Source organism: Chromobacterium vaccinii, from assembly GCF_001855275.1.
Classification (GTDB): Bacteria; Pseudomonadota; Gammaproteobacteria; order Burkholderiales; family Chromobacteriaceae; genus Chromobacterium; species Chromobacterium vaccinii.
In genome coordinates, this window is sequence record NZ_CP017707.1 from 355898 (window position 1) to 381614 (window position 25717).

Here is a 25717-nt window from a genome sequence, read left to right on the forward strand (position 1 = left end):
TGTGCGGAGCGGGGATGTGAGTAGTCTAGATTTGACCCAGGCCAGGTTTGCGGCCTAGAGGGTAGAGTGGGGCGACATCAGTCGCCCTTTTTGTTTTCCTGCTCCATGAATGCCTTGCGGAGCAGTTCGAACGCGTAGGCTTCGCCCTTTTCGCGCAGGAGCTTCACGAGCTCCTCTTCAGACTGAGCTGTGATCGTAACTGATGCCACATCTTGGGCTAGGTCCAAGTCGCCACCATCGTGAGGCAAGTCCATCCAGCCCACTGGCTTTCCTACAGCCTCCTCGATGCGACGCGCAAGCTTATCCCCCATGTTTCTTACATGGTTTTTCACAAGGCTCAGATGGTTTGGGGCCACATCAACCTTTTCGGCTAGGTGCCTGATTGTTCCATATTGCTCGATCAAGGCAAGCAAGTTGGCACGACGAAATTCTTTACTTTCCATGCTGCGATTTGACAGCAAATTGTTATTGCCTGGAACTCCCAAAATGTTATTGCTAAAAGAATAACAAATTGTTATTCTTTCTGCGTGTGCGTCTTTACTCGCTCCCTGCGATAGCTGCAACGATTGCGGTGTGTATGACAGCCTGGCGCCACTTCTTTGTGCATGCATTTATGGATTTCCTTTGCGTTTTATCCAGTTGTCAAAGAACTCCCGCATCGCGCTCCAAGGTGGTAGCCGGTCGAGGCGCTGTAGCGGGTCTGGCTTGGTGCTGAGTGAAGTATGGCAAAGCACTAAACCTTTGAAAATGATCACTTTTCAAGGAAATGTTGCGAACCATGTTTTCTGAGATCGATGTGGTGATCTACCAGGTCGTTGCCGACTGGAAGGATCGGACGGGGCTGAAGTTGAAGCACTTGGCGGACGAGCTGGGCATAAACCCCAATTCGCTGAGGAGAAAGATAAACCGGGATAAGGTTTCGCACTGCCCGGCGCGTTTTTCTGTTGCGGAACGCGCCAGGCTGTACGAACTCACTGGCGATGAGCGCCTCGCCCCGTTCCTGCCTCGCGAAGCCGCCAACGACTATGCGCTCGCGGAGGCCGCCTGATGGCGGATCTGAGCGAGCAGGTGCATTTCAGCAGCAAAACGGACGAGTGGCCGACACCGCAGGAGCTGTTCGACCAGCTGCACGCGGAGTTCGGGTTCACGCTGGACGTCTGCGCGACGCCGGAGAACGCCAAGTGCGAGAGATTTTTCACGCGCGAGCAGGATGGATTGGCCCAGGACTGGGGCAGGGACGTCGTCTGGATGAACCCGCCGTTCGGCCACCAGATCAAGCTGTGGATGGCCAAGGCCTACTGCTCCAGCATCGATGGCGCGCTGGTGGTCTGCCTGGTGCCGGCGCGGACGGATACCCGTTGGTTCCATCGCCACGCGCTGAAGGCCGCGGAGATCCGCGCGCTGGACAAGCGGCTGCGGTTCGATGGGGCAAAGGCGAAGGCGCCGTTCCCGGCCGTGCTGGTGGTCTACAAGCCGGGCGAGAACGGGCAATGCAAGTTGAGCGCGTACAAGGTGCCGGGCGCTGGCGGCCGGGCGCACGAGATCAAGGGAGGGGAGTGATGGACATCGAACAGTTGCAGCAGCAGATCAATGCGCTGAGCAGCGTGGTGACTGGCTTACGGGCGGACTTAGGGGCGACGCAGCAGCAGCTTTGCGAACTGAGCGCGCAGCTGCCGCAAGCGATCAAGGCCGCGATTGCGGATGAGCTTAGGCCGGGCGGAGCGCTTTATCGAGCCAAGCGTGGTGGCGACAAGCCTCGCGGATAGCCATCTCCATGAGGACGCCGTAGCTCGACTCATAGGCCTTGTTGATGGGGATTTCTACATCAATGGTGACCACCGATCCGAGCTCGTCGTTATCGGCAGGAATCATTAACTCCACTGCTGCATATCCGTTCGAGTGGTCGTATCTGATTTTGTTGATGAAGGTCTTCATACAGCCTCCTGTATGCAAATGGGATTTAAGCATATCAGAGGGCAGGTCTCGCAGTCTTGCAGGAAAAGAAAAACCCCCGGTCAACGGCCTGGCCGGGCCTCGCGGGGGTTAATCAAGATCAGGAGAAATTATGGCAACGAATACCGATGGAGGCAAGCGGGAATGAGCGTAGTTCACTCGTTCGATATCGCCCATGCCGCCATGTATGGCGTAGAGGAGGCAGTGTTCATCAACAACATGGCGTTCTGGATTGCCAAGAACAAGGCTAATGGGCGCCACCTCTACGACGGACGGACTTGGACATACAACAGCATCAAGGCCTTTGGCGAGCTGTTCCCGTACCTGTCTGAGAAGCAAATTCGCCGCGTTTTAGACAGCCTTGTCCGCCACGGCGTGATCATGAAGGGCAACTACAACGACCAGGGCTACGACCGGACTTTGTGGTATGCCTTCGTGGACGAATCCATTTTCCTGAACGGGCATCTCATCTGCCCAAATGGGCAAATGGAAGCGCCCAAACGGGCGAAACGAAACGCCCAGAAGGGCGAACCTATACCAGATGGCTTACCAGATAGTTACACAGATGGTAGTAAAAACAGTACTCCGCCCGCGTCCGCGGACGACGAAAATAGCAAGCCCCTTACAGCCAAAGACCTGAAACTGAGGGGAGTTGATCCTCTGCATGCCGCCGACTTCTTGCTCATCCGCAAGGCCAAGCGCGCACCGCTGACTGCCACCGCCCTTGCCGGCATCGAGCGCGAAGCCGCAATTGCCGGCCTGACGTTGGCCCAGGCGATCCAAATTTCCGCCGAGCGCGGTTGGCAGGGCTTCAAGGCCGAATGGCTGCACCGTGACACCCCTCAATCCAGCCGCCCATCCGGTGGCAAGCCAACCCTTGCCGAACAGAACCGTGCCGCTGCTGAAGAGGCTAAGCGGATGCTCTTTGGCGACGAACCTACGGATGCATGACCATGCAACAGAACGACTACGACACATTCGTCAGCCTGCTCCAGGCGGTCGCCGAGCTTTACGGCAAGCCGCTGACGACGCCCGCGATCACGATCTACTGGAACGCCCTGAAGCATCTGGACCTGGCCGTGTTCCGTGAGGCCATGAACCGCCACGTCACCAGCCCCGACAACGGCCAGTTCATGCCCAAGCCGGCCGACCTGATCCGCATGACTGCCGGCTCCAGCCAGGACAAGGCCCTGCAAGCCTGGCACAAGGTCGACAAGGCCCTGCGCCACGTCGGCACCTACCGCAGTGTCGTGTTCGACGACCCGCTGATCCACCGCGCGCTGGCGGAGATGGGGGGCTGGATCGCACTTGGCACGAAAACCGAGGACGATTGGCCGTTCGTGGCACGCGATTTCGAAAGCCGCTACCGTGCATTCGCCGGCCGGCAAGAGGTGCCGGAGTATCCGCCGGTGATGATCGGCCAGTTCGAAGCCGATAACCGCAAGGCTAGGTTGCGCTGCGAGCCACCCATGCTGCTGGGCAGCCCTGCGATTGCCAAGACTGTCATGCTGGCCGGCTCCTCGCGACCGCTGTTGGAGCGGAACGAGATGGGGGCGGAGCAAGCGGACAAGATCCTGAAGCTGGTCGACCAGCGCTCAGCGTCTCCGCGGGAGGCTGCATGAGCCGGGAAGCGCTCACCATCCAGACCGGCGCCGATCTCCGGCCGCGCATGGCCCGCGCATATCAGCTGGCGTGCCAGATGCTGGACGAGGCCGCCGATGGCAGAGGTTTAAAGGTCACGATCCAAACCGCCAGCATCCGCAACTTGAGCCAGAACGCTGCCATGTGGGCCGCGCTGACGGACATCAGCGAGCAACTGGACTGGTACGGCAACAATCTGACGGCGGAGGAATGGAAAGACCTGCTGACCGCCAGCCTGCGTCGGACCAAGGTGGTGCCGAACATCGATGGCACGGGCTTCGTGATCTTGGGCCAGCGCACCAGCGACATGAGCATCCGCGAGATGGGCGAGTTGCTGGAGCTGATCCATGCGTTCGGCGCGGAGAAGGGCGTGAAATTCGGGCTGGGCTCAGCGTACGGGAAGAAGGCGGCATGAAGCCAAGCAAAATCGTTCCTCGCCCTGGCTCCACGCCTGGCACCGGCCGGCGTGACACGACGAAGAACGCCGACTGGTTGGCCGCCGTGGGTTCGCTCAAGTTCTGCGTCCTTTGCGGCGCATACGGCATCCAGGTCGCGCACCGCGACGAAGGGAAAGGCATGGGCATGAAGTCGGCCGATGCGCTGACTGCTGCGCTCTGCCCGGGCTGCCATCACGAGCTGGGCAACGGCAACAAGCTTTCGCGCGACGAGCGGCGCGCGGAGATGAACAGGGCCATCGTGCTGACGTTGGAAAAGCTGGCGGCCGGCGGACTGGTGATCGTGAACAAAGAAGCACTCAGGAGGGAGGCCGCATGAGGCTAGGAATCGACCCGGGCATCAACGGCGCCATCGCGGTGCTGGACGGAGATCAGCTGCTGGACGTCTACGACATGCCGGTTGTAGAGCTGAAGAGCGGCAAGACCACCAAGCGGAGTGTGTCGCCGGCGCTGCTGGCCAGCCTGCTCAGGCAGCACGCCAGCGCGCATGTGGTGATCGAGAAAGTCGGGGCGATGAGCGGCCAGGGCGTTACCAGCATGTTCAACTTTGGTAAAAGCGCCGGCATCGTGGAGGGCGTCTGCGCGGGCCTGGGCCTGCCGGTATCGTTCGTCACGCCTCAGCAGTGGCAGAAGCGGGCGGGCCGCAAGGATGGCAAGGACGGCAGCCGGGCTCGCGCCGCGGAGCTGTTCCCGGCCCAGGCCTGCCTGTTCGCCAGGGTGAAAGACGATGGTCGCGCTGAGGCCGCGCTGATTGGTCGGTTTGGCATGTGAAAGGGGCGGTGCAATGGTGATGAACGAACTGGAACACGACGACAAGCTGAAGGCGCTATGTGCGCTGGAACAGTGGGGGAAATGGCAACGCCAGGGTAATGGCAAGGACCGCTCTCCCGGATTGGAAGGCAAGTTCCGCGCGAACCGTTGCCCGGCTTGTTTCGAGGACGACGATCCGTGCGAGTCCTGCAGATATCTCAAGGGTGCCGGCGAGGTGCTGGACCTGCGCCAGGTGCTGGCCGTGGAGCGCGCCATCAGCTACGGCACTATGCGAGTGTCGATGGGCGGCGGCCGGGCCCGGGTGACGAATGGCTGCAGCGTGAACGAGCGCGACATCCTGCTGAACCACTACCGCGGCAAGATCGACGCTGCCGGCACTTTCAAGCTGCCAGACCTGCGATTCAAGCGCGACCGGCTGGGCATGCACGCTGCGCAGTACGACGCGATTGTGGCGAGGCTGACACAAGAGGTCTGGAATCGCGCCAAGCGAAACCTGAGAGCTTGACCAGTTAAATGAAACGATATAACATCACATATATAATTTGATTGACCGTCGAACGGTTTGAGATGCCACCCTTGCGGGTGGCTTGTCGCGTCCGGCGGAAATGAAATGGCCCCGCCGTTAGTAAATGATTAGCAGGGCCAAGAAAGAAGGGCGGCTGATGCCGCCCTTCTTCATGAATTTGTCTGATATGCCTTTAAAAGTTCAAGACCGTGAGTTTGCGCGCGGACCTGATCATACCTACCAATCATCTTGCTGTTTTCGATAAGGCTTTGTACGCCAGAAAGCAAGTCGAATCGCTCGGGCTGCGGGCTCCCTTGCCCTTCATTCAAGGCCCTTAAATAAACCGTTGGCGCCATGGTTTGATATTCTTCAGGCGTCAATTTTCCTGACTTGGCCAGACCCGATAGCACGTCATATGCTTCATTAGTGGTGAGATTTTCCAGGTTTGGTGAGCTGGGCACTGACGAGACTTGAGCGGACGCCGATGCGTCAGACTTTGCCTTCTCCAAAAACTGCGAGAAGTTGGATGCTTGTCCATTAGCAACCACACGTTGTGTGGCGGCTAACTTCTGTTCGGAAGTCGAAAGGATTAGCATATAAGCCTCGTCAGTGTAATAAGGTTTAATGGACCTTAATATTTGCGTGATATGTGTTGGTCGGCATATTCAATGAAGTAGACCAAGATTCAAACTGACCTGCCCCGCGGCCTGCTGCATTCCAGGTTCGCATCCAACCACCGACTAATTCACCGTTCTGGCAAGGTCTCCATATCCCAGACCAGTCTTGGCAAATAGCCGTATCGGTAGATGAAAGGTTTGCTCCATTGTATTTCGCGTAGGCCCTGCCAAAACCTACTTCCACCGTTACTACATTGAGCCGTGCGCCGCCAGCGTGCTGCTTTTGAGTCTCATACGGAGGGAGATTTTCCGTATTGTATGTCTCAAGGCCTGCTCGATCAGAGTCTACAGCTATTACCCTCATGCTTTTTAGTGCCGGAGCTGGTGCCATAAGCGTAGTTATTTCACCAAGCTTGTACACCGGAGCCGTCTTTGGCAAGAGCTTGATCAGCTTCTGCGATAAGTCTTGATTGAAGATTACTGCAGGGTAGGTCGTATTTGCTCCGTTTTCAGCCATTGCAAGGGTGCTGAATGCCATGCCGAATGCAATTATAGCAATTTTATTCATGTCGTTTCCATATTTCATCGCGGAAACAGCTTTTTACTCCCTGTTGTCATGTTGATATCACTGGACTAATTGCCAGTTCCATTTCAAGCCCTTCCATAGGAAGGGCTTTTCATTTCCGAGGCCCGCATGCGGCTACGTCACACAACCATCGTCTACGAGGCTGCGCCCTGGGGCCGCGGCGCCGAGTTGGTGCTGATCACCGGCACGCGCTGCCGAGTCATCTGCCGAGACGCCGACGAGATCACGGTGCGATTTCACCGTAACCGGCAGCACGCCACGTTCACCCGCCGCGCACTCATCAAACTGGTACGGAGATAGCCATGACCCAGCACATCACCGCCCGCGTCCAGTTCGACAGCGCGACCGCCGAGGAACGGATCAAGTCCTTGGTGGCCGAGTACGACGGCCAGTCGATCAGTCCGCACCGGATGGAGGTGATCCAACGTCGCGCGGTGGACATTGCGATGGAGTGTATGGACGTGAAGATCGTGCCGGAGCTGCGCCGGGAGGCTAGAGGCGCTCCAACACTTCAATAGAGCTGGTCCTACTTGTGTTCGGAAAGCCATCCAGGTCATGAGGGAACTCGCTGGACATGATAGTAAGGGACTTGTCGGGCGCGGTTGGGTCTGGATGGACGTCCATGACAGTCAATGCCAATTCTTTTCTCTCCGCCCCACCAATTCTGACGGTGATTTCAGCAAAGTGCGCTTCGTACTCTCCGGGGAGGATGTCTATCCGGCTATGGTTGTATGCAATGCCAGCGATCGTCCTGCCGTCTTTGATGCGAATGCGGAATGCTTCCATGTTTGCTCACCTTAAATTAGCCACCACGGCTTTCCGGAGCGGGGCACTTGCCATCCCGCATCTGGTAGCCCTTCTCAGCGCATTTCCAGCCGGCAGTGTCTGCTACGACATTGGTCAACAGTATGCCGGCCACAGTCGGCAGCCCTACCAGCAGCGCAACGATATAAATCATACGGAGTGGCATCTTAACCTCCATTCATGTCAATTGGGTGGATTGTAGCAGGGTGCCGCCGTAACTATGCGGGTTTAACCCCATGCGCGGGTTGAAAACGCTACTGGTATTAACAGGGCCAGGTATTCACCTGGCAAAAACGCATCAAAACGGCAAAGTGGTATTAACGACCACCTCCGAGATGGCACATGACTACCATCGCATTCGACGGCATCACCATGGCCGCGGACGGCCGCGCTACGGCCGAGGAAGTCATCCTGGCTGACGACCTGCAGAAATTGCACCGACTGGAAACCAACCGCTGGAGTGGGCGCCCGGTCATCATCGGAATGGCAGGAGTCACTCGCAGCGTACCTGACGCGCTGGCATGGATTGAAGGCCGCGCTGATCAGCCTGGCGAAAACGCCGACTTCGCCGCTTTGGTGTGGGATGGCGAGCGGCTGGCCATGGTGAGCGATGAGTGCCTTGCCCCCGAGTCCTGGCCGGCACCCATGGCCATTGGCTCTGGCAAGATCCCCGCGCTGGCGGCTATGCGCGCAGGTGCCGATGCTCCCCGTGCTGTGGAGGTGGCGATCAGCATGGATGTGTACAGCGGCGGACACATACGAACAGCTGTCTTGTAGCTGAATGCGTCTTCCGGATGGCATAATGTTGCTCCATGACTATGGAGTATTGTGAATATGCAAGAGAGATTGAGGAAAGCCACCCAGCTCCAGTACGAATCGGTAGAGCTTTGTGACCGACTTACTGGCTATAAGATAATTTTCGAGGACGCCTTGACGACATGGTTTACGGCCATGTCTGGATCGGGAATTTCCGGAATCGTCAAGAAACGCAAATCATCCGAAACGGGGATCGTGCTCGAGATTTTTGGGTGGCAGGTGGAGCTTAGGACTAAAACGGTTGCATACGGCGGTGAAATCGGCGACATTGCTCTGCTGCTGGACTTTGTTCACGCTGGCGATGATCAGGATGTGTCTGTTTATAAGGCCTGGATCAATAAAGATGGTTGGCTGGGTGATTCGCATGGGACTTTTTCACGCCATCAATTCAAAGCGCCGTCAGCAATTGAAACCCTGATGCAAATGGCAGCTTTGGGGATTTACGAAAGTCCGCTGATGCAGGTTGGCATTGGGAAGCCGCAGCCGAAGGGTTGCATGGAGATTTTCTAAGGGATCATCTCGAGGAATTGTGGAGGCCGCAACCGCGGCCTTTTTCTATTTTCACGCCGACAAAATACTAACTGGTGAGCCATGGCGCTGAGTGGATTCTGTAATTGTTTGCGATAGTCTTGTTCCTATCCTTAAGGGCAAGGCCATAAGCTGAGCCATCGCCTAGAGTGGGTATGCATCCTGCCGATGTTGGGGAGACGATAGGTCGTCATTCCATCTGCGATATATCCACTGGAGATTTTCTTATGGCACAAGAAGGCCTGTATTTGCTTAAGCTGAGCTTTACCCCTGAAGGTGGCATGGTTGGCGCAGGCCGCATGGTGCTTGCAGTAACGGTCAATGCCTCCTCCGGCGCATTGCATGGCCAAGCCGCTGGAGTCATCCATGAGGGGACGCAGCACCCGCCGGTCTTCACCGCTCCTGTCACGGGTGCAATGCATAGCACTGGCTATGGAAAGATAACCAAGGTTGGCGCCGTTCATGGCGAAGCCGCGGTATCTGTGCCACCTCCAGCGATCGGCACCTATCTTGCCCCATTTATCGCCAGTTTTGCCCTCGATGCAGACTGGTCTGGCCATGGCCAGTTCACCGTAGGTTCAGACACCTATAAGTGTGAAGTGAAGATGGTTGATTAAGATTTGGTTTTGAGGTTGCGTGGCTGGCCATGACAGTCTGATGCAACTGTGAAAATTTTAGCAGCCCGAACTGCATCCAGAGTTCGGGCTGTTTTAAAGCTTCCTTCCGCAGTGTGAACTCTTCTCTAGGGTGAGCGTTTTTTGAAAGCTTTTGTTGGGCTCATATGATAAAAGTAATTTCATGCACTAGGTCGCAATTTATTTTGGCCTTATAAATGAGATGAAAAAATCATGATCCAATCATCATCCAGTACTGCACCTTCCTCAATTTCAATAGATTGGAATAGAGGCGAAGGAAAGGTTGGGCTTTCTGCTGAGACATTCGAAAAGATAAAAAATGGACTTGACACAAGAGATAAGTCATGGACCATAAATGACAAGCAATATAATATTCGAACAGAAAACGGGAAGATTGTAGTCAAGCGTGACTGGGAGCGCGAAAATCCACTCACTAGGTGTCTTGTGCAGCCCCACTCAGGGCATTTCTCCACGGCGCTAAGCGAAGAGTTGAATTCCAGGCAAGCTTATGGTCAAGAAGTCGTTCCTAGCTGGCGCGCCTTTGCTAATGATAATGGCAGGGGTGTAGCCAATCGGGGTGTTGCAAGCCTTCTCACGGCAAAATTCAATGATGATCTGAAAAGAATTTGTAGCAAAATAAATATTGAAAAACCGAGAGACATGCCAGGGAAAGTATTGGTAGAGGAAATATCAAGACAAATTGCAAATCAATTTCATTACAATTCCACCTCTACTGGCATATCAACCTGCCAGCAAGATGGGATGCTTAAAGGTGATTGCAAAACCATCGCCCAACTTGTGCAAATTGTTGCAAATACATTAAAACCCGGGGCTGACGTTAAAGTTTTCATGACGACAAATCCGGTTGCTCTGCCAGCGGAAAGAATGCAAATTGCAGAAGGTGCCGACCCTCACGTCGATGCCGAATCTGGGAAGTGGGAGTGTAACTTCCACGCTTGGGTCAGTGTAGATAACTATGACTACGATCCTCTGTATCTCAAACCACTGGATCAGTCTAATTGGACGGCAGGGAGGGCAATACAGAATCCTTCCAATTAGATTTTGACGAATAGATATTGCAGCCCGAACTATGTATAGAGTTCGGGTTTTTTATTTGGCGTTATTGGGTTGCCCCTTTGGATTGCTGCTTTGCATCTTGGCATCACTGGCTACAGCCTTGTTGTCCTTGCATGAACCATCTGAGCTCAGCTCGAGACCTTTTTGCATGCAATCTGCCGCGGTGATGCCATGATCGAAGTTCTTCTTCCATACTCCCCAGGCAGCAGTAAGTCCGACTATCAAGAAAACAAAATAAATCCACTTCATTCTTCGGCCCAATCGCTCTAGTCGCAGAAGGTGTAGTTTAACCGCTATGCACTGATAATGCATGCTGGATATTTGATGGCATCCCCCGACCTTTGCCATCTGCGTGAAGTCCATCGCGTGCTGATGGCCTGGGAGTAACCAATCATGCCGGCAGGAACAACATGAGAGAGCCCAGCGCCACAATGGCCACGGAGCACGCCTCGAAAGCCAGCGTGCGCCATTTCCGCCGCTGCTGATACGGATAGTCCATCAGCAGCATCCTGTGGTTGACGTAGGCAGCAGCGAACATGCCGACGATCAGCGCCATCAGCAGCAGCGCGGCGACGCGGATGAGCGGGGAGATAAACGGCCAGACGTTGATCGGTTCCATGACAGGGCTCCCAGTCGATAGCGAGAGCCTAGCATTTGCCGCATACCACCGAATCCGTACCCGTCCAGCAGGACAGACCAATCTCCGCCCAGCCACCTCGACAGGAGGTGATCTGGGCAACAACAACGCCGAGGAGGCGAGAGCCTCATGGCAAAAGAGATATCCAAGCAGCAGAAGTTGTTTGTCCTGGAGTACCTCAAGGATCTGAACGCAACTGCCGCGTACCTGCGGGCCGGTTATAAGTCGAAGGGGCCGGCAGCAGAATCGAATGCGGCAAGGCTGATAAGAAATGATAGGGTGGCGCGCGCTATCGAAGAGGCGATGCAAGCACGCTCCTATCGGACCGAGATCACCGCCGACAAAGTGCTGGATCGCCTCTGGCAAATCGCTACCGCCGACCCGAACGATCTGGTGCAATACCGTCGCGACAACTGCCGGCACTGCTGGGGCGCCGGCCACCAGTACCAATGGACCGAGGCAGAGTTCGAACAGGCCCAGCGTGAGGCGAAAGAGAAGGGCGACGACCAGCCGGATATCGCTGGCGGCTTTGGATTCATCGCCACCCGTGATCCTCACCCGGAATGCCCCGAATGCGCCGGCGAAGGTCGCGGCAAGATATTCGTCACCGACACGCGCCGAGTGAAGGGCGCCGCCAGGCTGCTCTATGCGGGCGTGAAGCAGGGCAAAGACGGCCTGGAGCTAAAGATGCACGACCAGCTGGCTGCACTGAACAAGGTGGCCGAGCACATCGGTTTATTCCGCGACGCTGCAGCAATGCGCAGGGCCGAGGAGATGCACCGTGCGGAGCTAGCGGCAAAGCAAGCCGCGACAGACAAGATTCGCCGCGACCTGGACGATGGCGATGACGATAAGCCGACGCCAGTCCAAATCGTGGTTGAGGTGAAGGACGCCAGAAAGCGGGGCGACGATGCCTAGCCTCAACGTCCCGCAATCGCGTTTCCTGGCCATGGATCACAAGTTCCGCGCCTACGTCGCCGGCTTCGGTTCCGGCAAGACCTGGGTGGGCTGCGGCGGCCTGATGCAGCACTTCTGGCAGTACCCGCTGATCAACGCCGGGTATTTCGCCCCGACCTATGCCCAGATCCGCGACATCTTCTACCCAACTGTGGAGGAGGTGGCGTTCGATTGGGGCCTAAAGGTTAAAATCAACGAGTCGAACAAGGAAGTCCACGTCTACGAGGGGCGCAAGTACCGCGGCACGACCATCTGCAGGTCGATGGAGAAGCCCGAGACTATCATCGGCTTCAAGATCGGCAAAGCGCTCTGCGACGAGCTGGACGTCATGAAGGCGGAGAAGGGGCGCGCGGCCTGGCGCAAGATCATTGCCCGGATGCGCTACAAGGTGGACAACCTCAAGAATGGCGTAGACGTCACCACGACGCCGGAGGGCTTCAAGTTCGTCTACGAGCAGTTCGTGAAGCAGGTCGCCGCCAAGCCAGGGCTGTCCGCGCTGTATGGGCTGATCCAGGCGTCGACCTACGACAACGAGGCGAACCTGCCGGACGACTACATCGACTCGCTGTTCCTGACCTACCCGCCGCAGCTGATTGACGCCTATCTGAAAGGGCAGTTCTGCAACTTGGCAAGCGGCAGCGTCTACCCCTGTTTTGACCGGAAGCTCAATCACTCCGACGCCGAGATGCAGCCCTATGAGCCGCTGCACGTCGGCATGGACTTCAACGTGCTGAAGATGGCCGCGGTGGTTTATGTGATCCGCGATGGCAATCCGATTGCCGTTGACGAGCTGGTGGATGTGCGGGACACGCCGGAGATGGCGCGAATGATCGTTGAGCGCTGGAAGTCGAAAAACCACTCGATCACGGTTTATCCGGACGCCAGCGGGCAGAACACGAGCAGCAAAAGCGCCAGTCAGTCCGACTTGACCATCCTGCGGCAGGCCGGCTTCACGATCAGCGTCGGATCTGCCAACCCTGCCGTGAAAGACCGGGTGTTGTCGACGAACGCCATGCTGCTGAATGCGAACGGCGAGCGGCGCCTGAAGGTGAACACTCGCCGCTGCCCCAAATTCACCGAGGGACTGGAGCAGCAGGCGTATGACGCCAACGGCGAGCCGGACAAGAAGAGCGGCGTCGACCACGTGAACGATGCCGGGACCTATCCCATCGTCAGACTGTGGCCTATCGCCAAGCGAACTGCGACGGTGAGCAAACCAACTGGATATTAACCATGCCGATCAACAGCACGCATCCCGATTACGATGCCAACATCGACAAGTGGCAGCGGTGCCGGGACGCCTACGACGGCGAGGACGCAGTCAAGGCCGCGAACACCAAATATTTGCCGAAGCTGGGCGGCCAGACCGGCGAGGAGTACGAGGCTTATAAGCTGCGCGCTCTGTATTACGAGGCCATGGGCCGTTCGGTGGACGGTTTCGTCGGCGCCATCGCCAGGAAGCCGACCATCATCGAGCTGCCAGATGGTCTGGCTGCGCTGGGGCAAGATGCAACTGCCGATGGCGTGAACCTGCAGGAGTTCATCAAGAACTTGTGCAGTGAAAACCTGCTCGAAGGCCGGCTTGGCATCCTAGTGGACCACGATGGCGCTCGCGCCTATCTGCGGATCTACCGCGCCGAGAACATCATCAACTGGGGCGCGAATTGGCTGGTGCTGACTGAGTCGGTATGCATCCCCGATCCGAAAGACCCGTACAAGCAAAATGAAGTGACCCAGTGTCGCGAGCTGATGCTCGATGGCTCGACGTACAAGGCTCGTATCTGGCGGCAGAAGGCCGACGCCACCGGGCGCGGCGAGTGGGCCATTGTCGAGGAACTGACGCCGACCAAGCGCGGCGCGGCGCTCAGCAGCATCCCGTTCTTCTGGCTGTCTCCGCAAGGGGGGACGCAGGCCATCAGCAAGCCGCCCTTGCTGGGCCTGGCCAACGTCGCGCTGTCGCATTACCGCAGCAGCGCCGACCTTGAGCACGGACGGCACTTCACCGGGCTGCCGACGCTGTGGGTGTCTGGTCTTGATGACAACGAGCAGCCGATCATGATCGGGTCGGCGACGCTGCTGAAAATCCCCAATCCGCAGGGCCGCGTGGAGTATGCCGAGTTTCACGGCACCGGCCTAGGTAGCCTGGAGAAGGCGCTCGAAAGCAAGGAACACATGATGGCGGTGCTTGGCGCTGCCGTGTTCGCCGACCAGCGCCGCGGCGTTGAGGCAGCTGAGACGGCGCGCATCCGCACCAGTGGCGAGACTTCGCTGCTGATGGGGACGGTAACGGCGACTGAAAGTGTCATCGTCGCCGTCCTGCAGTGTGCGGCCGACTGGATGGGCGTCTCAGGCGACATCAAAATCACCATCAATCGCGATTTTGTGGATACCCAGCTCGGCCCGCAGCAGCTTCAAGGCCTGGTGCAGGCTTACCAAGCCGGCTCGATGTCCCTCGACACGTTCATCTTCAACATGCAAGAGGCTGAGATGCTGCCGCCGGATCGCACTATCGACGACGAGAAGGAGCTGATCCGCGCCGCCGGCGCTGTCCCACCCATGGTGACCACAAATGATAGACCGCCTCAGGGATGACATCCTCGACAACCAGATGGACGTCATCCGCTATGAAGCCGAGACGGCGCGCGAGCGGCGGGATAGGGTCAAGCAGATCATCGAGACCATCGTCGCCCTAGTCCTGATGCGTAATCCCTGGGCGGTGACGATGCTCTACGCGCGCCAGCGGCGACTTGAAGCGCTGCTTGGTGACATGGGTAGCCAGGTGCGCGAAGCATATGCTGCCATGGCGGATGAGGCGCTGATCGACTCCGGCGATCTGGCCGATATCCAGACGGCCGCCATGGATCAGGCACTCGGCCGGGCGCTGGGCGATCAGCAGGATGACCGGCGCCGGCGTAAGCCGCCGTTTGACGTGGCCGACCTGATGCTTTTCGGAGCGACGCTCAAAACGTGGTACGAGCGCCAAGCTCAGGATTTGCTGTGGCGCGCGCGGCTTGCACTGCAAAACGCCATCGCCAGAAGCATGAGCCTTGATGACGTGATCGCGGCGCTTCGCGGGATCCAGGTGTCGGCAGAGGCAAACGCAGATGCGCTGATCAGGTCGTTTGTCCAGGAAGTGGCGGCATCCTCGGCGATGGCGGTTTACCGCAGCAACGCCGATACCATCAACGGCCTGGTGCAAGTCAGCGTGATGGACAGCAGAACGACAGCCATCTGCCGGCGCTACAACGGCGCCACCTGGGATCTGGACGGCGCGCCGATCTTGGGCAATCAACTACCTTTCGATGGTGGCACGCCGCGGCACTGGGGCTGCAGGTCCATCATCCTGCCGCTGGTGAATGGCGTGATGCCATCAGATATCACTTTCGAAGATTGGCTAAACAGCAGGCCCGAAGCCAGGCAGCGCGACATCCTGCGTGGCCGATACGACATGTGGCGTCGCGGCGCTCTCAGTCCGGCCGATGCGCTGGACCAGCGAGGCAATCCGATTACTCTCGACGAAATGAGGAGCCGATATGGCTAAGTACAGGCTGAAATCAGCCATTGTGGATGCGGTGCAATGGAATGCCGCCGGCGACCACCCGGCTGTGCGCAATCCGCTTGCCCATGAAATCAAGCACGTTTACGCCCTGCGCAATATGGCCGGGCGCGGGTTGCTGCAAACCCACGGCGGCACCGTGGTGATCAACCCCGGCGACTTCATCGTCAACGATGAGCGGGGCGTCTCCGCCATCCCTGCGGCTGCGTTCAACGCCAAATACGAGCTGGCCGCGTAAGCAACGCATTACCTCAATCTCAAGCCTCATCCGGTGGATGGGGCTTTTTTCTTTTCTGACCTGGGAGGTCAAAGCAAATGAGTCTCAAAGCCCGCATTAAGTCCCTGTCCGAAGTGCCGGAGGCACTGCAAAGCTTTTACACCGAGCAGAGCGGCGAGTTCGTCCTGTCGGTGGAGGGCATGGTAGGCAAGGACAAGCTGGATGAATTCCGCGACAACAACGTCAATCTGAAGCGTCAACTGGAAGAGCGAGACGCCAAGTTCAAGGATGTCGACATCGACAAGTACCGCGAACTGCTGGACCGCGACCAGAAAGAGCGCGACAAGAAGCTGATCGACGCGGGCCAGTTCGAGCAACTGCTGTCCGAGCGAACTGCCGCCATGAAGGCCGACTTCGAAAAGCAGATCAAGGCGGCCGGCGACGAAAAAACTAAGCTCTCGGGCCAGTTGGAAGGGTTGCTGATCGATAGCGCCATCCGCGATGCGGCTGCGAAGACCGGCGTACGCTCGACCGCCGTCGACGACGTAATGCTGCGCGGTCGTGCAATGTTCCGCTTGGTGGAGGGTAAGGCCACCGCCATGAATGGCGATGCGCCGCAATTCGGCAAAGATGGCTCGCCGCTGGGAATCTCCGAATGGGTCTCCGGCCTGACCGAGTCCGCGCCTCATCTGTTTGAGCCGTCGAGCGGCACTGGCGCGCCGAAGGCTGGCAGCCAAGCCGTCAACGTCGGCGCCGGCAAAGTGGCCCGCAACGATTCGGCCGGCTTCCTGGCCAACCTCGACGCCATCGCCTCCGGCAAGACCAAGGTCGTCTAAACAAGTTTCAACCAAATCAGGCCTGTCACCCGGCGGGCCTTTTTCTTTTGCGCAAACCGCGCAGATCGAATGCCAGCGGGGCTGGCAGTCCATAACCGCTGGAGTAATCAATGCCGAACAATTTGCAGGGACTCGTCCCGACCATTTTCGCCCAGGGTCTGAAGGCTCTGCGCTCCAACTGCGTGATGCCGTCGCTGGTGAACAGTGACTTCGGCACGGAAGTGAAGGAGAAGGGCGACACCATTCAGGTGCCAGTGCCGTCCATGGTGCCGGTACAAGACGTCGTGCCGGGCCCGGTGGCGCCCGATCCGCAAGGGGTCTCGCCGGGCAAGGTCAGCATCCCGCTGAACAACTGGAAGGAAGCGCCTTTCTACCTGACCGAGAAAGAGCTGGCGCAGATCGTCGATGGCGTCGTACCGATCCAACTGTCCAGCGCCATCGAGTCGCTGGCCACCACGATCAACGCCTCGATCCTGAACTGCTACAAGGGCGTCTATGGCTTCGTTGGCACGCCGGGCACGACCCCGTTTGCCTCCGACTTGTCCGCCTCGACCCAGGCGCGCAAGGTGCTGGGTATCCAGAAGGCTCCGACGCAAAACCGCCGCATCGTGCTGTCGCCGGATGGCGAAGCGAATGCGCTGGGTCTGCCGCAGTTCACCAACGCCATGGCCGCAGCCGACGATGGCGTGATCCGCGAAGGCATCATCGGTCGCAAGCTGGGTTTCGATTGGGCGATGGATCAGCAGATCCCGACCCACAACGCCGGCTCGATCACTGGCACTGTGACCGTCAGCGGCGCACAACAACCTGGCAATGGCTCGATGGATGGCGGCGCGACCGGCGTTATCACGCTGGCGACCGCTGCCGGCGCAGCCATCAATTTGGTCCAGGGTGACATCCTGACCTACGCGGGCGACAAGCAGACCTATGTCGTCTTGTCGCCGGTGTCCGCCGGCGGTTCGTCCACCGTTACGGTGAACACCGCCCCGGCGCTGCGCGTGCCGAAAAGCGGCGGCGAGGTCGTGCAGGTGGCCGCTCCCCACGTTGTGAACCTGGCGTTTCATCGCGATGCTTTCGCGTTTGCCTCCCGTCAGCTTGGCAATGAGTCCCTGACTAAGGAGGTGGATGAAACCTTCCAGGTGGCGGACCCGGTATCCGGTCTGACGCTGCGCCTCTCCTATCGCGAAGAGTTCCATCGTACCCGCCTGGCGTTCGACTCGCTGTGGGGCGTTGGCCTTGTCCGCCCCGAATTGGGCGTTCGCATCGCAGGCTAAACCAATGGCGAGGGCTTCTCCTCGCCATTCCCACTTCAGGAGAAAGTATGGACCCGCTCGTTATTGGCACCGTGCCGAACTATGACTACTCGCAGTCGACCGTTCAGGTCGTGAACTCGGACGTCGTTGACGGCTTTGTGGTGATCAACAAGGAAGACTTCGACCCGAAGCTGCATAAGCCGTACAGCGAAAAGGCCAAGCCGAAAAAGAGGGCCGATGACACGGACGGCCAGACTCAAGGCGGTGAAGGCGATGGCGCTCCTGCTTGATACGACTGTCGGCGGCCCGACTTCCAATAGCTACTGCGATGTCGCCTATGCAGATGCCTTCTGGCAGACCAGGCTCTATGCCGATGCCTGGACCGGGGCAACCGCAGACCAGAAAGCAGCGGCGCTGGTGATGGCGACCCGACTGCTGGATGAGTTGCCCTGGAAGGGGCAGCGCATCCGGATCGGCCAGTCGTTGCGCTGGCCGCGCGCGGGGATGTTCGACCGCGACGGCATCTACATCCTTCAGAACCAGATGCCGCGGGTTCTGCTGGATTGCACTGCAGAGCTTGCTGGCATGCTGCTGAAGGAAGACCGCACCGAGGACGAGGGCGCGCTCGGGCTTTCAATGGTGCGCATCGGCTCGCTTCAGGTGAATTATCGGCCGGGGCGAATCCAACGCGAATTGCCGGACATCATCATGAACAAGATCAGCCATTGGCTGAATGGGTTCGGCTCCAAGCTGGTGAGGTGCTGACATGTCGCTTGGGCAGAGAATGGCCAAGATTGCTGCCGATCAGATCGAAAAATACGGAGCACCGATAACGCTTAGTCATGCGACTGGCTCAGGCCAATTTGACCCAGTATCGAGGCGCACCTCACCGGTCGTGGCTAAGTACACGGGCAAAGGGGTATCGCAAAAAATCGGCGCTGGAGAGGTGAACGGCACGTCGATACAAGCCGGAGACCGTCGATTGATTGTGGCTGCCATTGTTGTTCCCTTTGTGCCATCGCCAAATGACTCTGTGGTCGTGGATGGCGCAATCTGGAATGTGTCCCATGTGGCTACGGAGTCCGCTCAAGGCGTGGCTGTTACCCATGAACTGCTGATTCGCAAGTGAGCAGGTGGGCAAATGGGCATTTCATTTCAAGCCCAGGTCCGGGCTATGGCGGACCACCAGCGGCTCCGTATGGAGAATGTCGCGAAGGTGGCGATAGTCGAGCTGGTCGACGAGGTGCTGCAGGGCGCCGCGACGCCAATCGACACCGGCCAGTTCATGGCCAACATGCGGGCCAGCCTGAACGCGCCCGACACGACATGGACCATGGACACCGATACGGATGGCGTGCCAACCGCGATGCGGATTCGCGCCGTGGTCGACGAGCTGAAGCTGGGCGACGTGTTCTATCTGACCAACTCAGCGCCGTATGGCCCGATTCTGGAATACGGGCTGTATCGCCTGCTGAAGGGGTTCGACAGGCAGACGGAGCGAACTGTGAACGGTTACTCCACGCAGGCGCCGCAGGGCATGTTCCGCGTGTCGTGCGTCAAGTGGAAGGGATTCGTCTTCGATGCTATCGGCAAGACCATGAACCTGACGGAGGCGGCCAGCTACAACGCGCCCGGCCTCGCCAGCAGGCTCACCAATACCAGCACCAGCCAAACCTCCTACATCGCCGACTATGGCAGGGTGCATGAGCCGCGCATTCTGCAAAACCAGATCAATCGGAGCAACAAATGACCCCATCCGACATGGAGGCGGCGCTGTGCGCGCACTTGGCACAGCTCACCGCCTATCCCATCGCCTGGGAGGACGTGACGTTTACACCGGATCTGGCGCGGCCATACCTGCGAGTGGACAACCTGCCGGCGGGCAGCGTTGCTGCCGGCATTGGTGAGGATGCGATGAACCGCGCCGCTGGCATCTTTCAGGTGATGGCGTGCACGGCGACGGGCGAGGGCACCGGGCTGGCCGGCCAGATGGCGGACCAGGTGGAAGCTCTATTCCGTCGTGGGCTGGCGTTGCCGGCCAGCGACGGCTTCGTCCGGGTCGACAAGCCGCCCAGCCGCGGTCGGGCGATCCACACCGACACATGGTCCTATCTGCCGATCAGCATCAGTTACTACGGCTACTGCAATCCATAACCACACGAGGCCACTATGGCAATGAATATCCCCGCCGGCTCTGGTGTCCGGCTAGCGACCTGCGTAGAAACTGCGCAGGGCGTGCTGCCGGCAAGCCCGGCATTCAAGGTGAAGCGAATCACCAGCCTGAAGCCGCAGTTCCAGCGCGATGCCCTGAAGTCCGATGAGCTGAATGTATCGCGCCAGGTGCTGTCCATGCGCCTGGGCATGTACAAGGCGAACTACCAGTTCGACGGCAACCTGCTGCTGGGCGGCTGGGACGATGAGTTGGCCTGCGCGATGGACAACTCTTGGGTGAGCGGGCCGGCCTTCACCGGGTCGGTAGCGATTGCCGGCGCCGCCGGCACGGTCACCCGCTCGGCCGGATCCTGGATCGCCGACGGCTTCATGGCCGGCGTGTGGGTGAAGCTGGCAGGCTTCACCGCAGGAGCCAATAACGTAGCCATTGCACAGATCAACGCGGTGACGGCCCAGGCGCTGACGCTGACCGTCATCTCGCCTGCTGGCAGTGCGTTGGTCGACGAGGCCGCCGCTGCTGGTCGATCCGTGTCGGTGATCGGCAAGTACTTGGCCGTTGGCCTGGCCACATCGCTGCCCGGCTCGATGGCCATCGAGCACTACATCCCGGGCAATGGCGTATACGAGCTGTTCACCGGCATGTGCGTCGACAAGATGACCATCACGGCCAAGCCGAATGAGATGGTGAAGGTGAGCTTCGATTTCGTCGGTCTAAACTCGGTGCAGGGCACTGTCGCCAACGGCGCCACCTATCCGGCCGCGCCAACCAATGCGCCGATGGATGCGTTCAGCGCGCCGCTGTATATCGGCGGCCAGCCGGTCGGCAACATCACCAGCATGACGCTGAACCTGCAGAATGGCCGGAAAGCCGCGGACGGCGTGCTGGGTTCCAAGGTGGCGCCGGCCATCATCGAGGGCACCAATGAGGTCACCATCGACTTCACGGCCTACTTCAGCGATCAGGCGCTGGTGCAGGCCTTCCGCAATGAGACCAACGTGGCGATTGATCTGCCGTTCTTCGACGTCAATGGCGTGGACTTCATCAAGCTGCGGATGGGGAACGTGAAGATCCTGTCCGCCGACGAAGATATCAAGCTGAACGCCGGCGTGCTGCTGAACATCAAGGCACAGGCGCTGGCCGATCCGGGCACGGCAGCGCAGACCGGCACGCAGTACGGTACGAACCTGCTGATCCAGCGGAGCAACTCCGCCTGATGTAGAATGATGGCATGGGAATCTTCCTCGCCATCACCTCATTCCTGCTGATCCTGCTGCTGGCGCGCCCGCGCGTACGGCAGGTCGGCTACACCCCGCCGGATGCAGTGATTCCGCTGCATCGCGGCGAGGACACGCCGGAGCGCGTGGCGCAGTCGCACATGATCGCCATCACCGAGCACATCCAGCACGCCCAGGCCAATGTCGGGGCGATTCGTGGCTATCACGCCGAGGAGGCGCAGCGGATACTGGACTCGCTTCACAACGAGGCGCAGCACTTGCCGTTCACGGTAACCGGGCTTATTGAAGCGCAGGCGGCAATCAGCCGGCTATTGCGATAAGCCGCAAATACACAGCAGAACCCCGCTACGGCGGGGTTTTCTCATTTCTGGAGCCATTGCATGGACCTTTCCTCCCCGAGCCTGGCCGATCTGGCCGATGTCGCTCAACCGCTGAAAATCCTCGATCCGCTGACGCTGCGACCGAATGGCCTGGTGCTGGACATCGTCGGCCGCGAGTCGGCGCGCGTGCGTCACCACGACCGCCAGATAGAGGCTGAGCTGTTCCAGCGCGCCGCCGCTGCCTTCAAGGAGGGGCGCGAGAATCTGCCGCTGACCGATGCCGAGAAGGACGATTTGGAGGCTCGGCGCGCGGCGGCTGTAGTCGTAGGGCTCGCCGGCCTGACCGACAATGGCCAGCCGGTGGCATACAGCCCCGAGGTTGTGCTGCAGCTGATGCGCCGCCACGCCTGGATACAGCGTCAGGTGCAGCGTGCCCATCTGGACGACGAGAGTTTTTTCGGGAGCAAGCCCGGCGACTCCTCGACTGGGCAAAGCACTACTTCCGACTCCACCGACCAGGCGCCGACGGCGTAGCGCCGGCGCGGCACCTGCAATCCATCTGGAAGGCCACCGGCATCCGGCCGGCTGATCTTGACCCGCCTTGCGCATTTCCTGAGTTGCTCTCCGGCGTTTGGCGCTGGTTCGGTGAGCTCTCCGTTCGCCGCGGGCAGTCGGAGTTTGGGCCTCTGCCCATCGGCTGGGCTGATATGGCGGCATGGAATGCCATGACCCAGACGAATCCGTCGCCGCGCGAGGTGGAGCTGATCATGCAGTTGGACATGGTGTATTTCGAATCGAGGAGCAGCAATGGCTGACAACGCAGAGCTTGGGTTTTCGGTCGATACCAGCCAACTGGATGAGGCGACCAAGGCGCTGGACAGAGTGACGGATGCGGCCGGCCGCACGGAGCAGGCAACGATCTCCGCCGGCGGCGCCGGCCGCAAGATGGCGCACGACTATGTGCCCGGTGTTGATGCGACGGTTGAAGCCATCCAGCGAAGTGAGCGCGCCGCCAATGCCTATATCCAGTCGCTGCAGAAGCAGCTGGATATGCTGGGCAAGAACAAGGCTGAGCAAGCTGCTCTGCAGGCCCAGTACAGTGGCTTCAGCCAGCAGATCCAGCAGCAGGCCTACGACATCGGCAAGAAGATCGATGCCTGGCACCGGGAGGAGGAGGCCGCCAAGGCCGCCGCGAAGGCGGAGGAGCTTGCCGGCCGTACTGCCGTCGCGTCCGCCGAGGGATTCAAGGCGCTGACCTTCGCCAATGCGGGCTCGACCCGAGAGCTGATTGTCCTGGCCCACGAGGCCATGACTGGCAACTTCAGCCGCATGCCCGGCTCGTTCATGGTGCTGATGGAGCGCGCCGGCGGCCTGCATGAAATGCTGGGTGCGCTGGTTTCTCCGTTCGGCCTGATGGCCACTGCCGGCGTGGCCTCGGTTGGTGCCATTGCGGTAGCTTTTTACCAAGGCACTCAAGAGGCCAAGGCCTTCAACAACGCCATAGCGTTGACCGGCAACTATGTCGGGATGACCTCGTCGTCGTTTGAGACCATGGCCCAGCGGCTGGCGGACGCCAACCACGTCAGCGCCGGATCCATGCGCGAGTTGATGGATCAGATGATCCAGACTGGCCAGGTGGGCGGTAAGCAGATTGAGCTGATTACCGATGCGGCGCAGCGCTATGCCAAGCTTACCGGCGGCGATGCCGCAGATGCCGCGACCAAGTTTGCCAAGGCACTAAGCGACCCTTCCAAGAGTGCTGTCGAGCTCAACAACCAGATGCATTTCCTGACGCTGGCCCAGTACGAGCAGATCGTGGCTCTTCAGAGGTCGGGAGATGTGCAAGGTGCCCAGCTGGCCCTGTCCAAGGCCCTGGACGACCACCTGAAGAATGTCAGTGGGCCGAATCTAAGCTATATCGCCATGGCTTGGGAGGGCGTCGCTATGGGCGTCCGCAAAGCGTGGGATGCAATGAAGGGGTGGGGGAGGGAGGAGTCCAAGGCTGAGGAGATTGCGGCAAACAAAGCGGAAATCGCCAGTCTGATGGCGGCGCCGACAAACTCGGGGTATGGCGCGGGCAATAAGGCGCGAGCTGACGCATTAAGAGCGAGAAATGCAAAGCTCCAGGCCGATCTGGCGAAGGAAACCAGTGCCGCTCAATTGAAGGCCCAAGTCGAGCAAGTCAACCAAGAAGGAATTGCAGCCCGCGCTCGATACGACCGCTTCCAAACTGAGTTTGCCAGCCCGGCAGAGAAGCGCCAGAAGGAAATCGCGGAACGCATGCGCGACTTCGACGCAATGATCATGGCAGGCGATCAGGTCACGCCAAAGATGCGCAATAACGCCATCGCTGCGATCAACGAGAAATACAAGGACAAGAAGCCGCCGCGCACCAAGATCGACCACGCCGCCCGCCAGACTGATCAGGAGATGGCGCGCGCCCAGGCGATGCTGGCGGAGGCTAGGGCGCAGATCGGCATGCTGGCCGACGGCGACGATAGCCGGCTAGCGAAGCTGACCGCTGCGGAGAAGCGGATCACCGAGCTGCGCACGCAGCTCAACATGCCGCAGCAGTTCCGCTTGGGGCAGATGAGCGACGGCCAGATCAAGAACGCGATTGCCGAGTACCAGCAGGTGATCCCGTTGCAGCGCAAGTACATGGAGGATCGGCTGGCCGCTCACAACCAGGAACTGGCGAGCAAGTCCGCGCTGGATGCTGGCAACAAGTGGCGCGGTGCCACCGCTCAGCAACTGGCTCAGTTGCAGCAAGAGCGTGATCTGGTCGGCGCATCGACGCAGGCACGCAAACTCTACGCTGCGCAGCTGAAGATCGAGCAGGATCTGCGGGCCGCCATCTCCACCGCGGCCAGCAAGGTCAACCTGACGGACCAGGAGTTTATCGCCCAATACCCGCAAGTCGTTGAGCAACTGCGCCAGGGGGCAAAAGTCCGGCGGGAGCAGGAAATCCCGGCCATCCAGCAAGAGATTGAGCTTCAGCAGCGGTGGTCCACTGGCTGGGCGGATGCCTGGGCATCGTATCAGGACATTGCCAACAACAATGCGCGCGCTGCCAGCGGAGTCTTCAATTCCATGACGCACAGCATGGAGTCCACGCTCACCCAATTCTTCGAGACCGGCAAGCTTGGCTGGAAGAGCTTCGCCGCGGCGATCCTGCAGGAGATCGAGAAGATCATGGTGGCGAAGGCTGCTGCCGGCCTGTTAACGCAGGCGGTGGGCTTCATTTCCGGCATGGTGCCGACCCAGGCGGCGGCGCCGGTGGAGGTCGGCACTCCGACATGGACCGCGCAGGCAGATGGTGGGGCATGGTCGCGCGGCGTGCAGTTCTTCGCAAATGGAGGCGTGTTCGACAGGCCTACCGGGTTCGCGCATGCCGGAGGGCTGGGAGTATTGGGCGAGGCCGGGCCGGAGGCAGTAATGCCACTGACGCGCGGCGCTGATGGTCGGCTGGGCGTGCGAGCGTCCGGAGGCGCAGGCGGTGGCGACGTGGTGATCAACCAGACGGTGATTTATCAAGATGCCGGCGGCAAGCAGACGCAAGGGGATGCCCAGGGCAGCGCGATGATGGCTGGCATGGCCGAGGCAATGAAGGCCATGGTGAAACAGGGCATCGCCGCAGAGTTGCGGCAGGGCGGCATGCTTTACGGCGCGAGGAACGCATAGTGGCGGATACATTCACTTGGACGCCATCCGTGAACATGGAGACCGAAACCGCGCCAGCGGTGACGGTTTCCAAGTTTGGTGATGGCTACAGCCAGCGGGCGCCGGCCGGGATCAACAATCTGGCCGACACATTCACATTGGCTTTCAACAACCGGTCACCGGTTGAAATTGCTGCGATTGATGTTTTTCTGACAAAACAACGCGGCGTGTCCTGGTTCTGGTTCACGGGGGCGGATGGCAATAAGGTCAAAGTTGTTTGCCAGAAGCCTTGGAAACGTACGGATCCAGTGATGGGCGTAGTTAGTCTCATTTGTATTTTCGAGCAAGTTTTTGATGCAAATTAGATTTAAAGAGGAGTGGGATATTAAACGTTGATGAAAATGATGTTGGAATTTTGATTGGTAAGTAATACCTCTAATAATATTCCTGGGAATAAGGAGCTAAATAGAAAAAGTGAATCGGTT

General features: G+C 59.1%; 38 protein-coding genes. 31 read left to right on the forward strand and 7 right to left on the reverse strand.

The genetic code is table 11. The annotated features are described in order from the left end of the window. Positions 1 to 77: 77 nt before the first annotated feature. A complete protein-coding gene (locus tag BKX93_RS24350) occupies positions 78 to 611 on the reverse strand; it encodes a hypothetical protein (protein ID WP_145929202.1) in 534 nt (177 codons plus the stop codon). Positions 612 to 778: 167 nt separating this feature from the next. Between BKX93_RS24350 and BKX93_RS01610 the strand changes: the two genes are divergently transcribed. Both BKX93_RS01610 and BKX93_RS01615 read left to right on the forward strand, forming a co-directional pair. After that, positions 779 to 1048, forward strand: coding sequence for a phage regulatory CII family protein (locus tag BKX93_RS01610; RefSeq protein ID WP_145929203.1), 270 nt, complete (start codon positions 779 to 781; stop codon positions 1046 to 1048). Then, entirely contained in the window at positions 1048 to 1560 is a 513-nt protein-coding gene (locus BKX93_RS01615) for a DNA N-6-adenine-methyltransferase (RefSeq protein ID WP_070978341.1), read from the forward strand. The genes BKX93_RS01610 and BKX93_RS01615 overlap by 1 nt, the downstream gene beginning before the upstream one ends. A gap of 147 nt (positions 1561 to 1707) precedes the next feature. Here the strand turns inward: BKX93_RS01615 and BKX93_RS01620 are convergent, their stop codons facing one another. Further along, complete coding sequence (locus BKX93_RS01620) at positions 1708 to 1935, reverse strand: hypothetical protein (protein ID WP_070978342.1); 228 nt, start codon at positions 1933 to 1935, stop codon at positions 1708 to 1710. Between the two features lie 162 nt (positions 1936 to 2097). Between BKX93_RS01620 and BKX93_RS01625 the strand changes: the two genes are divergently transcribed. The 6 genes from BKX93_RS01625 to BKX93_RS01650 are packed head-to-tail and all read left to right on the forward strand — an operon-like array spanning position 2098 to position 5325. Continuing rightward, positions 2098 to 2904 (forward strand): hypothetical protein, encoded by an 807-nt coding sequence (locus BKX93_RS01625; protein ID WP_070978343.1) that lies wholly within the window; start codon positions 2098 to 2100, stop codon positions 2902 to 2904. A 2-nt stretch (positions 2905 to 2906) separates the two neighbouring features. Beyond that, positions 2907 to 3575, forward strand: coding sequence for a DUF6475 domain-containing protein (locus BKX93_RS01630; RefSeq protein WP_070978344.1), 669 nt, complete (start codon positions 2907 to 2909; stop codon positions 3573 to 3575). Further along, entirely contained in the window at positions 3572 to 4009 is a 438-nt protein-coding gene (locus BKX93_RS01635) for a recombination protein NinB (RefSeq protein WP_222103278.1), read from the forward strand. The genes BKX93_RS01630 and BKX93_RS01635 overlap by 4 nt, the downstream gene beginning before the upstream one ends. Continuing rightward, positions 4006 to 4368, forward strand: a complete 363-nt coding sequence (locus tag BKX93_RS01640) for a hypothetical protein (protein WP_186009478.1) — start codon at positions 4006 to 4008, stop codon at positions 4366 to 4368. Before BKX93_RS01635 ends, BKX93_RS01640 begins: the two co-directional genes overlap by 4 nt. Continuing rightward, on the forward strand, positions 4365 to 4820 hold the full coding sequence (locus tag BKX93_RS01645; RefSeq protein WP_070978346.1) for a RuvC family protein: 456 nt from the start codon (positions 4365 to 4367) through the stop codon (positions 4818 to 4820). The genes BKX93_RS01640 and BKX93_RS01645 overlap by 4 nt, the downstream gene beginning before the upstream one ends. A 19-nt stretch (positions 4821 to 4839) precedes the next feature. Then, entirely contained in the window at positions 4840 to 5325 is a 486-nt protein-coding gene (locus BKX93_RS01650; protein WP_145929204.1) for a hypothetical protein, read from the forward strand. Positions 5326 to 5495: 170 nt separating this feature from the next. Here BKX93_RS01650 and BKX93_RS24355 read toward each other — a convergent pair whose 3' ends face one another. Both BKX93_RS24355 and BKX93_RS23305 read right to left on the reverse strand, forming a co-directional pair. Next, positions 5496 to 5921 (reverse strand): hypothetical protein, encoded by a 426-nt coding sequence (locus BKX93_RS24355; protein ID WP_145929205.1) that lies wholly within the window; start codon positions 5919 to 5921, stop codon positions 5496 to 5498. Between the two features lie 25 nt (positions 5922 to 5946). Then, entirely contained in the window at positions 5947 to 6510 is a 564-nt protein-coding gene (locus tag BKX93_RS23305; protein WP_186009479.1) for a DUF4879 domain-containing protein, read from the reverse strand. Between the two features lie 320 nt (positions 6511 to 6830). Between BKX93_RS23305 and BKX93_RS01660 the strand changes: the two genes are divergently transcribed. Further along, positions 6831 to 7046 carry a hypothetical protein gene (locus BKX93_RS01660; RefSeq protein WP_070978356.1) on the forward strand — a complete coding sequence of 72 codons (216 nt, stop codon included), beginning with the start codon at positions 6831 to 6833 and terminating at the stop codon, positions 7044 to 7046. Here the strand turns inward: BKX93_RS01660 and BKX93_RS01665 are convergent. Next, positions 7021 to 7314: a hypothetical protein gene (locus tag BKX93_RS01665; RefSeq protein WP_070978358.1), complete on the reverse strand. Its 294-nt coding sequence runs from the start codon at positions 7312 to 7314 to the stop codon at positions 7021 to 7023. The two genes, BKX93_RS01660 and BKX93_RS01665, sit on opposite strands and share 26 nt — an antisense overlap. A gap of 360 nt (positions 7315 to 7674) precedes the next feature. Between BKX93_RS01665 and BKX93_RS01670 the strand changes: the two genes are divergently transcribed. The 4 genes from BKX93_RS01670 (at position 7675) to BKX93_RS24360 (ending at position 10370) form a co-directional block, all read left to right on the forward strand. Beyond that, positions 7675 to 8109, forward strand: a complete 435-nt coding sequence (locus tag BKX93_RS01670; RefSeq protein WP_070978359.1) for an Ntn hydrolase family protein — start codon at positions 7675 to 7677, stop codon at positions 8107 to 8109. A 57-nt stretch (positions 8110 to 8166) separates the two neighbouring features. Next, the gene (locus BKX93_RS01675) at positions 8167 to 8658 is read left to right on the forward strand and encodes a hypothetical protein (protein ID WP_070978361.1); all 492 of its coding nucleotides are present in this window, start codon (positions 8167 to 8169) and stop codon (positions 8656 to 8658) included. 245 nt (positions 8659 to 8903) lie between these two features. Next, on the forward strand, positions 8904 to 9293 hold the full coding sequence (locus BKX93_RS01680) for a DUF1842 domain-containing protein (protein WP_070978363.1): 390 nt from the start codon (positions 8904 to 8906) through the stop codon (positions 9291 to 9293). 231 nt (positions 9294 to 9524) lie between these two features. After that, positions 9525 to 10370 carry a hypothetical protein gene (locus tag BKX93_RS24360; protein ID WP_145929206.1) on the forward strand — a complete coding sequence of 282 codons (846 nt, stop codon included), beginning with the start codon at positions 9525 to 9527 and terminating at the stop codon, positions 10368 to 10370. Between the two features lie 51 nt (positions 10371 to 10421). On the opposite strand, the gene BKX93_RS24365 is transcribed toward BKX93_RS24360, so the two are convergent. Further along, positions 10422 to 10637 (reverse strand): hypothetical protein, encoded by a 216-nt coding sequence (locus BKX93_RS24365; RefSeq protein WP_145929207.1) that lies wholly within the window; start codon positions 10635 to 10637, stop codon positions 10422 to 10424. Between the two features lie 142 nt (positions 10638 to 10779). After that, on the reverse strand, positions 10780 to 11007 hold the full coding sequence (locus BKX93_RS01685) for a hypothetical protein (protein WP_070978364.1): 228 nt from the start codon (positions 11005 to 11007) through the stop codon (positions 10780 to 10782). 147 nt (positions 11008 to 11154) lie between these two features. Between BKX93_RS01685 and BKX93_RS01690 the strand changes: the two genes are divergently transcribed. The 18 genes from BKX93_RS01690 (at position 11155) to BKX93_RS01765 (ending at position 25597) form a co-directional block, all read left to right on the forward strand. Beyond that, on the forward strand, positions 11155 to 11943 hold the full coding sequence (locus BKX93_RS01690) for a terminase small subunit (protein WP_070978366.1): 789 nt from the start codon (positions 11155 to 11157) through the stop codon (positions 11941 to 11943). Beyond that, positions 11936 to 13213, forward strand: coding sequence for a terminase large subunit domain-containing protein (locus BKX93_RS01695; RefSeq protein ID WP_070978368.1), 1278 nt, complete (start codon positions 11936 to 11938; stop codon positions 13211 to 13213). The genes BKX93_RS01690 and BKX93_RS01695 overlap by 8 nt, the downstream gene beginning before the upstream one ends. A gap of 2 nt (positions 13214 to 13215) precedes the next feature. Continuing rightward, positions 13216 to 14574 carry a DUF4055 domain-containing protein gene (locus BKX93_RS01700; protein WP_070978370.1) on the forward strand — a complete coding sequence of 453 codons (1359 nt, stop codon included), beginning with the start codon at positions 13216 to 13218 and terminating at the stop codon, positions 14572 to 14574. After that, positions 14552 to 15523 carry a structural protein gene (locus tag BKX93_RS01705; RefSeq protein WP_070978371.1) on the forward strand — a complete coding sequence of 324 codons (972 nt, stop codon included), beginning with the start codon at positions 14552 to 14554 and terminating at the stop codon, positions 15521 to 15523. The genes BKX93_RS01700 and BKX93_RS01705 overlap by 23 nt, the downstream gene beginning before the upstream one ends. Then, on the forward strand, positions 15516 to 15776 hold the full coding sequence (locus BKX93_RS01710) for a hypothetical protein (protein ID WP_070978373.1): 261 nt from the start codon (positions 15516 to 15518) through the stop codon (positions 15774 to 15776). The genes BKX93_RS01705 and BKX93_RS01710 overlap by 8 nt, the downstream gene beginning before the upstream one ends. Positions 15777 to 15853: 77 nt before the next feature. Next, positions 15854 to 16591: a phage scaffolding protein gene (locus BKX93_RS01715; protein ID WP_070978375.1), complete on the forward strand. Its 738-nt coding sequence runs from the start codon at positions 15854 to 15856 to the stop codon at positions 16589 to 16591. A 110-nt stretch (positions 16592 to 16701) separates the two neighbouring features. Then, entirely contained in the window at positions 16702 to 17865 is a 1164-nt protein-coding gene (locus tag BKX93_RS01720; protein ID WP_070978376.1) for a major capsid protein, read from the forward strand. Between the two features lie 47 nt (positions 17866 to 17912). Beyond that, entirely contained in the window at positions 17913 to 18134 is a 222-nt protein-coding gene (locus BKX93_RS01725) for a hypothetical protein (RefSeq protein ID WP_070978377.1), read from the forward strand. Continuing rightward, complete coding sequence (locus tag BKX93_RS01730) at positions 18118 to 18609, forward strand: DnaT-like ssDNA-binding protein (protein WP_070978378.1); 492 nt, start codon at positions 18118 to 18120, stop codon at positions 18607 to 18609. The genes BKX93_RS01725 and BKX93_RS01730 overlap by 17 nt, the downstream gene beginning before the upstream one ends. Positions 18610 to 18628: 19 nt before the next feature. Continuing rightward, positions 18629 to 18973 carry a hypothetical protein gene (locus tag BKX93_RS24370; protein ID WP_145929208.1) on the forward strand — a complete coding sequence of 115 codons (345 nt, stop codon included), beginning with the start codon at positions 18629 to 18631 and terminating at the stop codon, positions 18971 to 18973. 12 nt (positions 18974 to 18985) lie between these two features. Further along, the gene (locus tag BKX93_RS01735; protein WP_145929209.1) at positions 18986 to 19594 is read left to right on the forward strand and encodes a hypothetical protein; all 609 of its coding nucleotides are present in this window, start codon (positions 18986 to 18988) and stop codon (positions 19592 to 19594) included. After that, positions 19591 to 19998, forward strand: a complete 408-nt coding sequence (locus BKX93_RS01740) for a phage tail terminator-like protein (RefSeq protein WP_070978381.1) — start codon at positions 19591 to 19593, stop codon at positions 19996 to 19998. The genes BKX93_RS01735 and BKX93_RS01740 overlap by 4 nt, the downstream gene beginning before the upstream one ends. Positions 19999 to 20013: 15 nt before the next feature. Beyond that, on the forward strand, positions 20014 to 21231 hold the full coding sequence (locus BKX93_RS01745) for a phage tail tube protein (RefSeq protein ID WP_145929210.1): 1218 nt from the start codon (positions 20014 to 20016) through the stop codon (positions 21229 to 21231). Between the two features lie 14 nt (positions 21232 to 21245). Continuing rightward, positions 21246 to 21572 carry a hypothetical protein gene (locus BKX93_RS01750; protein WP_070978389.1) on the forward strand — a complete coding sequence of 109 codons (327 nt, stop codon included), beginning with the start codon at positions 21246 to 21248 and terminating at the stop codon, positions 21570 to 21572. A 60-nt stretch (positions 21573 to 21632) separates the two neighbouring features. Beyond that, positions 21633 to 22106: a hypothetical protein gene (locus tag BKX93_RS01755; RefSeq protein WP_070978391.1), complete on the forward strand. Its 474-nt coding sequence runs from the start codon at positions 21633 to 21635 to the stop codon at positions 22104 to 22106. Positions 22107 to 22129: 23 nt separating this feature from the next. Beyond that, positions 22130 to 22387 (forward strand): phage tail assembly chaperone, encoded by a 258-nt coding sequence (locus BKX93_RS25955; RefSeq protein ID WP_425304948.1) that lies wholly within the window; start codon positions 22130 to 22132, stop codon positions 22385 to 22387. Then, positions 22380 to 25253, forward strand: a complete 2874-nt coding sequence (locus BKX93_RS01760; RefSeq protein WP_070978392.1) for a phage tail tape measure protein — start codon at positions 22380 to 22382, stop codon at positions 25251 to 25253. The genes BKX93_RS25955 and BKX93_RS01760 overlap by 8 nt, the downstream gene beginning before the upstream one ends. After that, positions 25253 to 25597 carry a phage tail protein gene (locus BKX93_RS01765; RefSeq protein WP_083340385.1) on the forward strand — a complete coding sequence of 115 codons (345 nt, stop codon included), beginning with the start codon at positions 25253 to 25255 and terminating at the stop codon, positions 25595 to 25597. The genes BKX93_RS01760 and BKX93_RS01765 overlap by 1 nt, the downstream gene beginning before the upstream one ends. Positions 25598 to 25717 lie beyond the last annotated feature (120 nt).